Raw genomic sequence first — 12,808 nt, 5'->3', positions numbered from 1 at the left:
ACACCTCACGCGCACCTCCCCACCGGGCGCCCTTCGCCCGGAGCACCGGCACGCCCGTCGTCCTCCGCCCCTCCGGCGGCCGTCCTGCGGACGGGGCTCCTGCCCCACTGGTCGAGGCGGCGCAGGGCCGGGACGCGGTCGATGACACGGGAGAAACTGGTCACCTCGCTGGCCAGGGTCAGTGCGGCCACCGCGCCGAACAGCGCCAGGCGCACCGGGCGCGGCGCCTGCGCGACGGCGGCGGCCCCGAGGGCCGCGCCCAGGGCGTTGGCCCCCGCGTCGCCAAGCATGGAGCGTTCGGCCAGCTCGTCGGGGAGCAGCGCGGAACAGGCGCCCACCACCGGGCCGAGCAGGGGCGCCGCGGGCGAGGCCAGGGCCGGCGCCGCGGCGAGGAGGGCGAACTTGGCGGCGCGGCCGGGGCGCAGGTCGAACAGGTTGACCAGGTTGGCGCCGGCCGCGATGAGCGCGCCGTCCACCAGGGTGTCCACCGGCCCGCGGCGCAGCAGGGAGGCGGCGGCGACCCCGGTGGCGCCGATGCCGACCATCTTGACCAGGCCGGTGGTGACCTCTCCGCGCGCGAGCGCGGCCAGGTGTCCGCGCAGGCCGCGGGCCTGGCCGTTGCCCGAGAGGTCGTCGTAGGCCCCGAACGCGGCGGCCCCCGCCGCGGCGAGGGCGGACGCGGCGCGCACCCGCGGCGCCGGCCCGGGGACGAGGAGGCTGGCGGCGCACACCCCCGAGGCCAGGGCCGGTCCCTCCTGGAGGGTGACGACGCGGCCCCGGAAGTTGCGGCGCAGCCAGGCGGAGGGGGCGTCCGCCCCGGGTGCCCCCGCGGAGCCCTCCGCCCGGGGGTCTCCGGGAGCCGTGCCGGTCGCGCCCTGCGCCCCCGTCCCGGCGGGGGCGCAGGCGCGCTCGGGCAGGGTGAGCACGGCGTAGGCGGCCCGGGCGGCGGCCGCGCCGACCACGGCGCCCGCCAGGCCCTGCGCCAGGGAGCGGAGGGGCGGCGGGACGGGCCGGCGCCCGCAGCCGGCATGCGCGACCGCGGCCGCGCGCACGGCGTGGGAGGGCACGGGTGTCACTCCCCCTCCCTGACGGTGCGGCGGGACTCGTCGGCGCCGCCCCTCCCGCCGGTCGCCGCCTCCTCCGCGGCGCCGGACGCCGCGTCGTCCGCCTCGCGGGCGGCGGGCAGCGGGTCGGGCAGGAACCCCCGGACCCCCTCACCGATCCCGTACGCCCCGGCGCCCCCCTCCAGGTTCTCGGCCAGGGCCAGAACGGCGATGATGTCGCCCATGGGGCGCCCGGTCACGTCCGCGGTGGCGAACTCCGGCTCGGCCGCACGGGCCTGGGCGAGCATCCCGTCACCGCGGGAGGACGGCACGTCGCCGGCGAGGACGGCGGCGCCGACCTCCCGGTGCAGGGCGGTGGTGACGGTGGTGAGCACCGCGTTGACGGCCTCCCGGTCGGCCCCGTCGGAGGACCCCGCCGCCGGCGCGAGGACGACCAGGGCGTCGGCGGACACGGCGGGGTCGCCCTCGACCTGGACCAGACCGCCCTCGGAGAAGGCGTCCAGGACGGCCTCGGCGTCGTGGGAGCCACCCCCTCCGGGGGTCTCCTCCGCCTCCCGCGGGTCCTCCGTCGCCCGTCCGGCGCCCTCCGCGTCCCCGTCGCCGGACCCCGCCCCGCCGGCGGAAGCCAGGGCGCGCCCGAGCTCCGTGCCCGCCTTGTCGTAGGGTCCTCCGGTCAGGCCGTCGGGGTCCTGGGAGACCTGGATCGACAGCTCGTCGACGAAGGTGGCGTTGCCCGCGTCCACGAGGGCGTCGGTGACCGCGACCCGGCCGACGACCTCGCCGCCCGCCTCCTCGACCCGTGCGGCGAGCCCGTCGGCCACCTCGGGGTTCGCCCCCGGGGCCGTCACCACGACCACGCCCAGGCCGGTGAGGCGGCCGTCGAGCATGTCCGAGGACACGGCCTCGGCCATCTCGTCGGCCCCGGCGTTGACCTTGTCCGCGACGTCGCGCTCGGAGCGCAGGTCCTCGCTCTGGCCGCGCAGGTCCGCGGTCTCGGACTGGAGTGTGTTCAGCAGGGGGTCCTGGAGCATGGTGGTCCCCAGGACCAGCCCCACGGTGAGTGCGAGGAACACCGCGACTATGGACACCAGGTGGTAGCGGAAATCGATCACGTCAGCAGTCCCGTCAGCCAGTAGGAGAACACGTCCCAGCGCGCCGCGAGAAAGGTGAGGTAGACCTGTCCCGCCGGTGAGCTGTAGGCGGCGACCACGATGGTGAGCAGACAGGCGGCGACCAGCCCGAGCAGCGCCCAGGGCGAGATGCGCGAGCGGTACAGGCGGCTGACGCCCTTGGCGTCGACGAGCTTCCCGCCCACCCTGAGCCTGGTCAGGAAGGTGCTGGCCATGCCCGAACGGCCCTTGTCGAGGAACTCCTCCAGGGTGGCGTGCGTGCCCACCGCCACGATGAGGGCGGCGCCCGAACCGTCGGCCAGCATCATCGCCACGTCCTCGCTGGTGCCGGTCGCCGGGAAGACCACCGCGTCGTAGCCGAGGTCGGTGAGCCGGGGGAGGCCGGGGGCCCGGCCGTCCCGGTAGGCGTGCACGACGAGTTCGGCGCCGCTCGCCAGGGCCTGGTCCGACACCGAGTCGAAGTCGCCGACGATGATGTCGGGCCGGTAGCCGCCCTCCATGACCGCGTCCGCGCCGCCGTCCACGGCGATGATGACGGGTCTGAACTCGCGGATGTAGGGGCGCAGGGCGGCGATGTCCTCGCGGTAGTGGTAGCCGCGGACCACGATGAGGACGTGGCGCCCCTCCATGTCGGTCTCGATGTCGGGGATGCCGATACCGTCCAGGAGCAGGTCCCGCTCGTGCTGGAGGTAGGCCATGGTGTTGGCCGCGAACGCCTCCAGCTGTGTGGCGAGCCCGGCGCGGGCCTCGGCCATGGCGGCGCTGACGGTCCCCGCGTCCTGGAGGGTCCCGCGGGCGAGCGCCTCGTCGCCGCGGTACAGGGTGGCGCCCTCCAACCGGAGCCGCTCGCCGTCGCGGACCCGGGTGAAGACCTCGGGGTCGACGTCGTCGACGAGGGGGATGCCCGCCGTGACGATCATCTCCGGCCCCTGGTTGGGGTAGCGGCCGCTGATGCTCTTGGCGACGTTGAGCACCGCCGAGACCCCGCAGCCGACCAGCGCCTCGGCGCTGACCCGGTCCAGGTCGACGTGGTCGATGACGGCGATGTCGCCGGGGCGGAGGCGTTTGGTCAGGTTCTTGGTGCGGCGGTCCGAGCGGACGGGCGCGACCAGCCCTGTGGGAGCGTCCGCCCGGGAGCGGCGGAACCGCATGACTGTGGCGCTGAGCGCATCCGTTACCTTCATCGCTGGCATACTGTCAGAACGCGACTACGGTAAGTCATAACACCTGGGAGATCGGCGTGTTCGGGCAGGACCGCCGTCACCACCCCAACGGGGACGTCGACGGCGGCCTGCCACCGCCCTACCCGGGAACGGGCCCGCGTCACACATCCGCCCCGCGGGTCCCGGGGCTCCCGCTCAGGCGGCGGGGTAGGCGCGCTCCGGAGCGGCGTTGGTGAGCAGCTCCTCTGCGTGGGCGCGGCCCAGCTCGGAGTCCTCCAGGCCGGCGAGCATCCGCGACAGCTCGCGGACCCGGCCCGCGCGGTCCAACCGCACCACGCCGCTCTCCGTGACCAGGCCCTCGGTCGACTTCTCCACCACCAGGTGCGCGTCCGCGAACGCCGCGACCTGCGGGAGGTGGGTGACGACGATGACCTGGGAGCGCTGCGCGAGCTTGGCCAGGCGGCGGCCGATCTCCACCGCGGCCTTGCCGCCCACCCCCGCGTCGACCTCGTCGAAGACGAACGTCGGCACCGGGTCGGCCCCCGCGAACACCACCTCGATGGCCAGCATCACCCGGGAGAGCTCACCGCCGGAGGCGCCCTTGTTGAGCGCCAGCGGCGGTGAACTGGGGTGCGGGGCCAGCAGGACCTCGACCTCGTCGCGTCCGTACGGGCCGAACTCCTCGCCCGTGGTGATCCGCACGCTCACGCGGGCGTGCGGCATGGCCAGGGCGGTCAGCTCCTCGGTGACGGCCGAGCCGAAGCGGTCGGCCGCCTCGGTGCGGACGCGCGTCAGCTCCGCGGCGCACCGGTCCAGCCCCTCGTACAGCTCGGCGGCCTCGGCGCGCAGGGCCTCGATGCGCTCGTCGTCGTTGTCCAGGTCCGCCAGCCGCTTGGCCGCCTCCGAGGCCCAGCCCAGCACCTCGTCCGTGGTCCCGCCGTACTTGCGGGACAGGGAGGTCAGGAGCGCGCGGCGCTCCTGCACCTGGGCCAGGCGGCCGGGGTCGGCGTCCACGGACTCGGCGTAGGACGCCAGCTCGGTGGCCGCGTCGGTGAGGATGTAGGACGCCTCGTCCAGCCGGTCGCCGATGGCGGCCAGCTCCGCGTCGTGCTCGCGGACGGAGGCCACCGCCTGGCGGGCCGCGGAGAGCAGCGCGGCCACGTCGACCTCCACGTCGGAGGCGGGGTCCCCCGCCAGGGCCTCGTGAGCGGTGGTCGCCGCCATGCGCAGGCCGTCGGCGTGCGCCAGGCGCGTCTCCTCTGCCAGGAGTTCGGCGTCCTCGCCGGGCAGGGGCTCGGCCGCGGCGATCTCCTCCACCCCGAAGCGGAGCATGTCGGCCTCCTGGGCGCGCTCGCGCGCCCGCTCGACCAGCTCCTCGAGCTCCGCGGTCACCTCCCGGTGGCGGCGGTAGGCCAGGGTGTACTGCTTGGCGGCCTTCGCCAGCTGCTCGCCGGCGAAGCGGTCCAGTGAGGAGCGCTGCCGGTCGGCGCGCAGGAGCCGCTGCTGGTCCGACTGCCCGTGGACCGCCACCAGGTCGTCGGCGAGGTAGGCGAGCAGGCTGACGGGGGCCGAGCGCCCGCCCATCGTGGCGCGCGACCGGCCCTCCGCGGACACCGCCCGGGTGAGGATGAGGACGTCGTCGTCGATGTCGCCCCCCGCCTCCAGCACGCGGTCGGCCACACGGCCGCCGGCGGGGACGGTCAGCCGCCCCTCCACCACCGCCCGGTCGGCGCCGGGCCGTACGCGCTGGGGGTCGGCCCGCCCGCCGAAGAGCAGCCCGAGCCCGGTGACGACCATGGTCTTTCCCGCGCCGGTCTCACCCGTGACGACGGTCAGCCCCGGTGACAACTCCAAAACGGCGTCGTCAATGACCCCGAGTCCCTGGATACGGACTTCTTCGAGCACCGATCCCTCTCCTGTGGTTGGCTCCACTTCATCGCGCGCGCTCGTGCGAACGCCGCGCCGGAACGCACTCCGCGTTCAGTGACCGTGCTCGACCCGCCCGCGCCAACCCGCGACCGGAAGGCCGAACTTGGCCACCAGGCGGTCGGTGAACGGGGCCCGGTGCAACCGGGCCAGCCGGACCGGCGTATCGGCACGGGTGATCTCGATTCGTGCCCCCGCGGGCAATTCGACCATACGCCGTCCATCACACCAGAGCACCCCCGGCGCCGTGTCCGGAAGCACCTCGAAGGCGATGGTGGCGTGCGGCCCCACGACCAGGGGCCGGGCGAACAGGGCGTGCGCGCTGAGCGGCACGACCAGGAGGGCCTCCACGTCGGGCCACACCACCGGCCCGCCCGCGGAGAAGGCGTGCGCCGTGGACCCCGTCGGGGTGGCGCACACCACCCCGTCGCAGGCCCAGCGGGAGAGCGGGCGGCCGTCGATCTCCAGGACGGCCTCCAGGATGCGCCGGGACTCGCCCTTCTCCAGCGTGGCGTCGTTGAGCGCCCAGGAGCGCACCGACGGAGCCCCGTTGTTGCGCCCCCCGTTGAAGACCGCGACCTCCAGGGTCATGCGCTCCTCGACGTCGTAGTCGCGGTTGACGACGCTGCGCACGGTGGCGCCCAGGTCCTCGCGCTCGGCCTCGGCGAGGAAGCCCACGTGGCCCAGGTTCACCCCGAGGAGCGGCGCCCCGGCGGGACGGGCCATCTCGGCGGCCCGCAACAGGGTGCCGTCGCCGCCCAGGACCATGACCAGCTCCACCCCCTCGGCCGCGTCCGCGGATTCGACGGCCTCGATCGGGGAGAGCACACAGCCCACCGCGGCCAGCTCCTCGACCTCGGCCTTGAGCATGCGCACGGTCAGGCCGGCGCGGCTGAGGCTCTCGTGGACCAGTTGCGCGCTGCGCACCGCCGCGGGCCGACCGGTGTGGGCCAGCAGGAGAACACTGCGTCCGCTGGTCATCGCCGTCCCCTTACGTTCGCTCCCCGACAGGGGAGCCCGAGTACTGGCCGGGAGCTTCGCTGACCCGGCCGGGTCACGTTACCGGACACCTGAGACACGGTGCCATGCCCGTCAGCTCGGCCCCTCCTCGACGGCCCGGGCCAGGTCGGCCGGGTCCAGGGGCGGGGCCCCCGCGCGCAGCCACAGGAAGTACTCGACGTTTCCGGAGGGCCCGGGGAGCGGGCTCGCGGTCACGCCGACGACGCCCAGGCCCAGGGAGAGGGCGTGGGCGGCGACGTCGGAGACCGCCTCGGCGCGCAGCGCGGGCTCGCGGACCACTCCCCCCGCGCCGACCTTGTTCCTGCCGACCTCGAACTGCGGCTTGACCATGAGCACGAAGTCCGCACCGGCCGCCACGCAGTCCTTCAGCGGTCCCAGGACCAGTTTCAGGGAGATGAACGACAGGTCGCCGACGACCAGGTCCGGGCGCGGTTCACCGATCTGCTCCGGGGTGAGCTCGCGGACGTTGACCCGCTCCATCACCCGCACCCGGTCGTTGCTGCGCAACGACCAGGCGAGCTGCCCGTAGCCGACGTCGACCGCGGTGACGTGGGCCGCCATACGGCGGAGCAGCACGTCGGTGAAGCCGCCGGTGGAGGCGCCGGCGTCCAGCGCGCGGCGGTCGGTGACGTCCAGGGCGAAGGCGTCGAGGGCGCCGATGAGCTTGTGGGCGCCCCGGGAGACGTACGGGGGTTCGTCGGAGGGGGCCCTGACCACGATGGGCTGGTCCTGGCCCACCTGGGTCGCGGCCTTGGAGGCCACGACCCCGGCCACCTTGACGAACCCGCCGTCGATGATCTCGGCGGCGTGGCCCCGGGAGCGTGCGTGCCCGCGGCGGACCAGTTCCGCGTCGAGCCGAGTACGTTTTGCCATGGTCACCTACGATACCGAGAGTTATCGGGGGGTGTTCGCGTTCTGGTCGAGCGCCCCGAGCACACCGGACAGCTCCCGGTGCAGGGCGTCGAAGACCGCGACGTGCTCGGACGTGGGTCGGGAGCCCAGTGATTCCAGGCGCTCCCGGGTGCCGCTGAGGGTCTGCTCGGCCACGGCCTCGGCCTGTTCCTTGGGGTCCATGGTTCTCCCGGTGATCGCGTTCGACCGACTCTACTTCTTCGCGGGGCCCTTGCCCTTGGGGGTGCGCTTGGCGGTGGAGCGCGCCCGCGCCGTCTTGGCAGGGGCCCGGGTTCTGGCCTTGGTCCCGGCCGCTCCGGCCTCCGCGGGCGCGGCCTCCTCCCCCTCCCCGGCGGGGTCCCCGGCCCCGTCCCGGTCGTCGGCAGCGGCGCCGGAGGAACCCTCGGGAGCCTCGCCTCCGGGTGCCTCCCGGACCTCCGGGACCCCGCCTCCCGCAGCCCCTTGCGTCTCCGGCGGGACGGCGGGTCCGCGGGCGGCGACCGCGTCCGCGTCCTGTCCGGCGGGACCGGTGGCCGGAGCCACCGGGGAGGCCGCCCCCGCCGCCTCGGGGGCCAGGGCCCTCTCCACCGCGTGGCGGGCGGCCAGCCGCCGCTCCAGCTCGGCGACCCGGCGCACCAGCCGCTCGTGCTCACCGCGCGGGACCACGTCCATCCGCTCCAGCTGGCGCCCGACCTCCGCGCGGACCAGGTCGGCGAGGGCCGACCTGTTCGCCTGGCTGGTCTCGATGAGCTCGCCCGCCAGCGCCTGGATGCTCTGCCCCACCCGCGGAGGCGGGGTGTCGCCCTCTCCCGCCCCGGGGAGGGCGGGGCCTCCGGCGCCGTTCGCCCGCAGCAGGGTCTTGGCGGCGGCGACGGCCTGCTTGCGCGAGAGTTCGGTGAGGCCATTGGCGGCATCGAGATAGGTGCGTACCGCGTCGACGACCATGATTCAGGTGCTCCTTGATGGGACCGCGGGAGAATGGGGAAGGGCCCGGGAAGCAGGGGCCACTGCGCAGCGGGGGGTGCTTCCCACGCTACCCCTGCGGGGCCGCCGTTGACACGCGTTCGCGGCAGGCCATCCCATTCGTCACGGTGGACCCAGAAGGATTCCCGGCACTCCGCGGTAGGGCATGATGTCGCCATGAGCAGCATCGACGCCTGTCTCGCGGGAATCGAGAAGATCAACCGGCGCATCCTCTCCGAGTCCGAGGAGAAGCGGCGCAAGCACATCCGCGAGCGCTCCGTCAGCGTGGTGGTCCCGGACCTGGGGACCGCCTTCGACATGCGCCTGACGGTCGGGGGCCTGACCGGCCTCACCCACCGGCCCGCCGACCGCGCGGCCCCGGAACCGCAGGTGCGGGTCACCGTCGACAGCGACGACCTGGTGGCCCTGTCCGAGGACCGCCTGGACGCCGCCCGCGCCCTCCTGGGCCGCAGGGTCAGGGTGGACGCGAGCGTCGGCGACCTCCTGCGCTTGCGGCGCCTCCTCTGAGCCGGCGCGCGGGCGGACACGACGGCCCCCGCACGGCGGGTACGTTGCTGGGATGCCACGCCACGCTCTCGAACTGGCCCCCTTCCGCGGTCTGCGCTACGCGGACCCGGACGTGGACCGGTTCATCGACGGGGACTTCGACCTCGCACGACTCCTGACGCCGCCCTACGACATCCCCGACGCCGAGGAGGCGCGGAAGCTCCAGCGGTCCGACCCCCACAACGCGGCCCGCGTCACCCTGCCCTACGAACTGGGCAGGCAGGACCCGGACAGCGCCGTGCCGCACCGCTACCGCGCCGCCGCCGACCTCCTGCACAGCTGGATCGGCGACGGGGTCCTCGCCCTGGACGGCGAACCCGCCCTGTACGTGTACGAGCAGGTCACGGCGGACGGCCGGCGCCAGCGCGGCCTGGTGGGCAACCTTCGGCTGCCCGAGGACGGCGCCGGGTCGGCGGTGCGCCCGCACGAGGACGTGGCCGACCCGCCGGTGCGCGACCGGTTCGCCCTGATGGGCCTGGCCCGGGCCAACCTCGAACCGATCTTCCTGGTCTACCGGGGCGGCGGCGGGGCCGCGACCGCCGCGACCGAGGCCGCGGCGGCGCTGGCCCCACTGGTGTCCGCACGCACCCGCGACGGCTCCGAGCACCGCCTCTGGGCCCTCACCGACCCCGGTGAGCTGCGGCGTGTGGCAGCCGACCTGGCCGGCCGCTCCGCGCTGATCGCCGACGGGCACCACCGCTACGCCGCCTACCGCCGCCTCCACCGGGAGTACCCCGACCCGGGATGGGGCTACGGGCTGGCCCTGCTGGTCGACAGCGACACCCACCCTCCCCGCCTGGGGGCCATCCACCGTGTGCTGCCCGGCCTGGACACCGACACGGCGGTCCGGGAGGCCCGGGAGGCGGCCACCGTGGAACCGCTCGGCACGGCCTCGCCGGAGGTCCTGGCCGGGGTGGCGGCCCGGGCCGGGTCGGAGTCCCCCGCCCTCCTGCTGGTGTCGCCCGACGGGGACGCCCACCTGGCGCACGGCTTCGACGAGGGTGTGCTGGAGCGGGCCATGCCGGAGCGGTCCCCCGCGTGGCGCCGCCTTCCCACCGCGGTCCTGCACGAGGTGCTCATGCCGCTGTGGGAGTTCCCGGAGGACCTGGTGCGGATGGTGCACGACGACCCCGCCGAGGCGGTCGCCGCCGCCCACCACGAGAAGGGGACCGCCGTCGTCGTGCCCGCGCTGGGCGTGGGCCAGGTGTACGCGGTGGCCGACCGCGGCGAGCTGACCCCGCGCAAGTCCACCTCGTTCGGCCCCAAGCCGCGCACCGGGCTGGTCATGAGGGTTCTGGACTGAGCGGCCGGCGCGGGCGGGCCAGCGCGGCCGCCCGCGCCGCGTACACCGCGGCGAAGGCCAGCGCGGCGGTCACCAGGAGCACCACGGCCGTGGGCGCGGTGTAGAGGCTCTGGAGCCATGTGAGGTCCCGGCCCTGGGCGAGCAGCGCCACCAGCCGGTGCGGGACCACCGCGGCGCAGACCACGGCGAGGCCCGGTACCAGCCGGAGCGCGGTGCGCCACCGGGCCCGCTCCCTCGCCGCGGCGGCCCACCTCCCGGCTCCGCGCACGCCCCGGACGGCCAGGAAGCACGCCGACACGGCCAGGCCCGCCAGGACCGCGTCCACCACCAGCAGGAACGGTCCGGCGGGAGGCGACGGCTCGCCACCGTCGGCCAGGGCGACCAGTCCGTGGAGCAGCGCCGAGGCGTCGGCGCCTCCCAGTCCGGTGTTGGCCATCACCGCGATCCCGTGGCCGCTCTCCGGCAGGAGCGCCTGGTGGGCGGTGTAGGTGAACTGGATGCCGCCGTGCGAGAGCATCGGCGCACCGGCGGGTGTCTCTCCGACGTCCCAGCCCAGCCCCTTGCGCTCCCCTCCGGCGCCTCCCCCCAGCGGGGCGTGGGTGGCGGCGACGCCCTCCTCCGAGAGGATGCGCGCACCGTCCGCGCCCCGGCCCCCGCTGTTCTGCGCGACGAGCCACCGGGCCATGTCCGCGGCGGTGGTGACCATGCCCCCGGCGCCGTTGACGTAGCTCGCGGGTTCGACGGCGGGGACGGCGTTCCCCAGGACACCGACGTGCCCCCTGGCCACCCCGGCCTCGAAGACCTCTCCGACGGTGTCGACGGTGACCGTGTCGTCCATGCCCAGGGGCGCGAACGTGCGCTGCTCGAGGAACTCGCCGAAGGGCAGGCCGCTGACGGCCTCCACCAGGCGTGCCGCCACGTGGTAGTTGGGGTTGTGGTAGTTCACCTCCGTGCCCGGCTCCGCGGCCAGACCGGCGCCCGCCAGCCGGGCGACCGCGCCGGAGAGGTCGTCGGGGGCGGGTTCGCTCTTCTCGCGGAAGGCGGTGTCGGACATCCCGGAGGTGTGGGTGAGCAGCTGGCGGACGGTGATCTCCGCGCCGCGCGGGTCGGCGAGGGTGAACCCGGGCAGCCGCTCGGCCACACGGTCGTCGAGCCCGACATCCCCCTCCTCCACGAGCTGCATGACCGCCAGGGCGGTGAACGCCTTGCTGACGGAGGCCACGCCCATCGGGGTGTCGGCGGTGATCGGCCGGCCCCCGGAGTCGGTGCCGTACCCCGCGACGTGGACCACGTCGGCGCCCCGGGTGACGGCGACCGCGGCGCCGGGCAGCGGCGAGGACGCCAGGTAGTCGTCCAGGTAGGCGTCCACGGCGCCGGGGGTCAGCCCCCCTCCCCCGGGGTCCGCCGTGTCCGCGGCGGCCGGATTCCCGGCGAGGAGGAGGACGGAGGCGGCGAGCAGCGCCGCGGGAAGTCTGAACATGGGTCCATGGTGTTCGCCGGCGCGCCTCCGGCGCCACGGAGCCGGCCGCAGTACCGACCTGGGGTTCTCCGCACCCGCCCGGTGGGGCCGGCCCCCTACGGCGGCGACCGCCCGTCCCGGCCGGGCCCCCGCCACCGCTGCCGCCGAAAGGGGCCGGGGGCCGACTCCGGCCCCGTGCGACACAGGGCACACCCGTTGCGGGGGTGCGCGGTCACGGGGGCCGGAGGCCAGGCCATAGCCTGAACACCGACCACGCCACCGCACGGAACAGGTTCCCCGACATGTCCCTGCTCGCCGCAGACCGTCCCCTGAACACGCTCTACGACGCGATGCTCCTGGACCTGGACGGGGTCGTGTACATCGGCCCGCACGCGGTGCCCGCAGCCCCGGAGGCGGTGGGCAAGGCGCGAGCCGCCGGCGCCAAGGTGGCGTTCGTGACCAACAACGCCGGCCGCACCCCCGCCCGGATCGCCGAACACCTCACGCAGTTGGGGGTGGCCGCGGCACCCGACGACGTGGTGACTTCTGCCGAGGCGGCCGCCAGGCTCGTGAGCGAGCGCCACCCGGCGGGCTCGGACGTCCTCGTCGTGGGCGACACCGGCCTGCGGCAGGCGGTCCGGAAGATGGGCCTGCGCCCGGTGACGGTGGCCTCGGACTCGGTCGTGGCCGTGGTCCAGGGGTACTCGCGGAGCATGAGCCGGGACCTGCTCGACCAGGGGGCGCTCGCGGTGGCGCGCGGCGCGCTGTACGTGGCCAGCAACGCCGACGCCACCGCGCCCAGCGAGTGGGGCGCCACTCCGGCCAACGGGTCGTTCGTCCGGGTGATCGCGCACGCCACCGGGGTCGAGCCCGTCGTCGCCGGAAAGCCGATGCGCCCCCTGCACGAGGAGGGCATCCGACGTACCGGCGCCCGCAACCCGCTCATCGTCGGAGACCGCCTCGACACCGACATCGAGGGGGCCACCGTGCACGGCGCGGCAGGCCTGCTGGTGCTGTCCGGGGTGACCGCGCCCGCGGACGTCCTCGCGGCCCCCGCGCACCAGCGGCCCGCCTACCTGGCGTGGGACGTGTCGGGCATGAACGACACGCACCCGGAGGTGGCGCACACCGGCCACGGGGCCCGCTGCGGCGGGTGGACGGTGACCGTCACCGGGGGCGCTCCGGCGATCGAAGGGACGGGCGACCGGTTGGACGGCCTCCGTGCCCTGTGCGCGGCCGTGTGGGCGGACGCCACGGTGGACCCTGGCGGCCCGGCCGCGCGCGGCGTTCTGGCCCGCCTGGGCTGGTGAGCACCCGAGCCG

General features: G+C 75.3%; 12 protein-coding genes. 3 read left to right on the top strand and 9 right to left on the bottom strand.

Annotation, left to right across the window (positions count from 1 at the left end; genetic code table 11):
• Nucleotides 1-5 precede the first annotated feature (5 nt).
• The 8 genes from OUQ99_RS09055 to OUQ99_RS09020 all read right to left on the bottom strand — a co-directional run bounded on the left by OUQ99_RS09055 (nucleotide 6) and on the right by OUQ99_RS09020 (nucleotide 8,139).
• A complete protein-coding gene (locus tag OUQ99_RS09055; RefSeq protein WP_267950317.1) occupies nucleotides 6-986 on the bottom strand; it encodes a hypothetical protein in 981 nt (326 codons plus the stop codon).
• A gap of 86 nt (nucleotides 987-1,072) precedes the next feature.
• Nucleotides 1,073-2,176: a copper transporter gene (locus tag OUQ99_RS09050; RefSeq protein WP_267948973.1), complete on the bottom strand. Its 1,104-nt coding sequence runs from the start codon at nucleotides 2,174-2,176 to the stop codon at nucleotides 1,073-1,075.
• Entirely contained in the window at nucleotides 2,173-3,345 is a 1,173-nt protein-coding gene (gene steA / locus OUQ99_RS09045; protein WP_267950316.1) for a putative cytokinetic ring protein SteA, read from the bottom strand. Before steA ends, OUQ99_RS09050 begins: the two co-directional genes overlap by 4 nt.
• A gap of 207 nt (nucleotides 3,346-3,552) precedes the next feature.
• Nucleotides 3,553-5,262: a DNA repair protein RecN gene (gene recN / locus OUQ99_RS09040; protein ID WP_267948972.1), complete on the bottom strand. Its 1,710-nt coding sequence runs from the start codon at nucleotides 5,260-5,262 to the stop codon at nucleotides 3,553-3,555.
• A 75-nt stretch (nucleotides 5,263-5,337) separates the two neighbouring features.
• Nucleotides 5,338-6,264, bottom strand: a complete 927-nt coding sequence (locus OUQ99_RS09035) for an NAD kinase (protein WP_267948971.1) — start codon at nucleotides 6,262-6,264, stop codon at nucleotides 5,338-5,340.
• Between the two features lie 111 nt (nucleotides 6,265-6,375).
• Nucleotides 6,376-7,176, bottom strand: a complete 801-nt coding sequence (locus OUQ99_RS09030; protein ID WP_267948970.1) for a TlyA family RNA methyltransferase — start codon at nucleotides 7,174-7,176, stop codon at nucleotides 6,376-6,378.
• Between the two features lie 21 nt (nucleotides 7,177-7,197).
• Nucleotides 7,198-7,377, bottom strand: coding sequence for a hypothetical protein (locus OUQ99_RS09025; RefSeq protein ID WP_267948969.1), 180 nt, complete (start codon nucleotides 7,375-7,377; stop codon nucleotides 7,198-7,200).
• Nucleotides 7,378-7,407: 30 nt separating this feature from the next.
• The gene (locus OUQ99_RS09020; protein ID WP_267948968.1) at nucleotides 7,408-8,139 is read right to left on the bottom strand and encodes a membrane fusogenic activity family protein; all 732 of its coding nucleotides are present in this window, start codon (nucleotides 8,137-8,139) and stop codon (nucleotides 7,408-7,410) included.
• Between the two features lie 195 nt (nucleotides 8,140-8,334).
• Between OUQ99_RS09020 and OUQ99_RS09015 the strand changes: the two genes are divergently transcribed.
• Complete coding sequence (locus OUQ99_RS09015) at nucleotides 8,335-8,685, top strand: SCP2 sterol-binding domain-containing protein (protein ID WP_267948967.1); 351 nt, start codon at nucleotides 8,335-8,337, stop codon at nucleotides 8,683-8,685.
• Nucleotides 8,686-8,737: 52 nt separating this feature from the next.
• A complete protein-coding gene (locus OUQ99_RS09010) occupies nucleotides 8,738-10,027 on the top strand; it encodes a DUF1015 domain-containing protein (protein ID WP_267948966.1) in 1,290 nt (429 codons plus the stop codon).
• Here OUQ99_RS09010 and OUQ99_RS09005 read toward each other — a convergent pair.
• On the bottom strand, nucleotides 10,008-11,507 hold the full coding sequence (locus OUQ99_RS09005) for a serine hydrolase domain-containing protein (RefSeq protein WP_267948965.1): 1,500 nt from the start codon (nucleotides 11,505-11,507) through the stop codon (nucleotides 10,008-10,010). The genes OUQ99_RS09010 and OUQ99_RS09005 overlap by 20 nt on opposite strands.
• A gap of 281 nt (nucleotides 11,508-11,788) precedes the next feature.
• Here OUQ99_RS09005 and OUQ99_RS09000 point away from each other — a divergent pair, with 281 nt between their 5' ends.
• Nucleotides 11,789-12,796, top strand: a complete 1,008-nt coding sequence (locus tag OUQ99_RS09000) for an HAD-IIA family hydrolase (RefSeq protein ID WP_267948964.1) — start codon at nucleotides 11,789-11,791, stop codon at nucleotides 12,794-12,796.
• Nucleotides 12,797-12,808: the final 12 nt, after the last annotated feature.

The organism is Streptomonospora nanhaiensis (assembly GCF_026642255.1).
GTDB lineage: Bacteria > Actinomycetota > Actinomycetes > Streptosporangiales > Streptosporangiaceae > Nocardiopsis > Nocardiopsis tropica.
The sequence above is the reverse complement of the archived record's forward strand: the minus strand, read 5'-3'. Positions and strand labels throughout refer to the sequence as shown.

Coding starts and splice junctions, on each gene's coding strand:
- OUQ99_RS09010 (WP_267948966.1), top strand. CDS start 8,738: ATGCCACGCCACGCTCTCGAACTGGCCCCCTTCCGCGGTCTGCGCTAC.
- steA (WP_267950316.1), bottom strand. CDS start 3,345: ATGCGGTTCCGCCGCTCCCGGGCGGACGCTCCCACAGGGCTGGTCGCG.
- OUQ99_RS09020 (WP_267948968.1), bottom strand. CDS start 8,139: ATGGTCGTCGACGCGGTACGCACCTATCTCGATGCCGCCAATGGCCTC.
- OUQ99_RS09025 (WP_267948969.1), bottom strand. CDS start 7,377: ATGGACCCCAAGGAACAGGCCGAGGCCGTGGCCGAGCAGACCCTCAGC.
- OUQ99_RS09035 (WP_267948971.1), bottom strand. CDS start 6,264: ATGACCAGCGGACGCAGTGTTCTCCTGCTGGCCCACACCGGTCGGCCC.
- OUQ99_RS09015 (WP_267948967.1), top strand. CDS start 8,335: ATGAGCAGCATCGACGCCTGTCTCGCGGGAATCGAGAAGATCAACCGG.
- OUQ99_RS09030 (WP_267948970.1), bottom strand. CDS start 7,176: ATGGCAAAACGTACTCGGCTCGACGCGGAACTGGTCCGCCGCGGGCAC.
- OUQ99_RS09000 (WP_267948964.1), top strand. CDS start 11,789: ATGTCCCTGCTCGCCGCAGACCGTCCCCTGAACACGCTCTACGACGCG.
- OUQ99_RS09005 (WP_267948965.1), bottom strand. CDS start 11,507: ATGTTCAGACTTCCCGCGGCGCTGCTCGCCGCCTCCGTCCTCCTCCTC.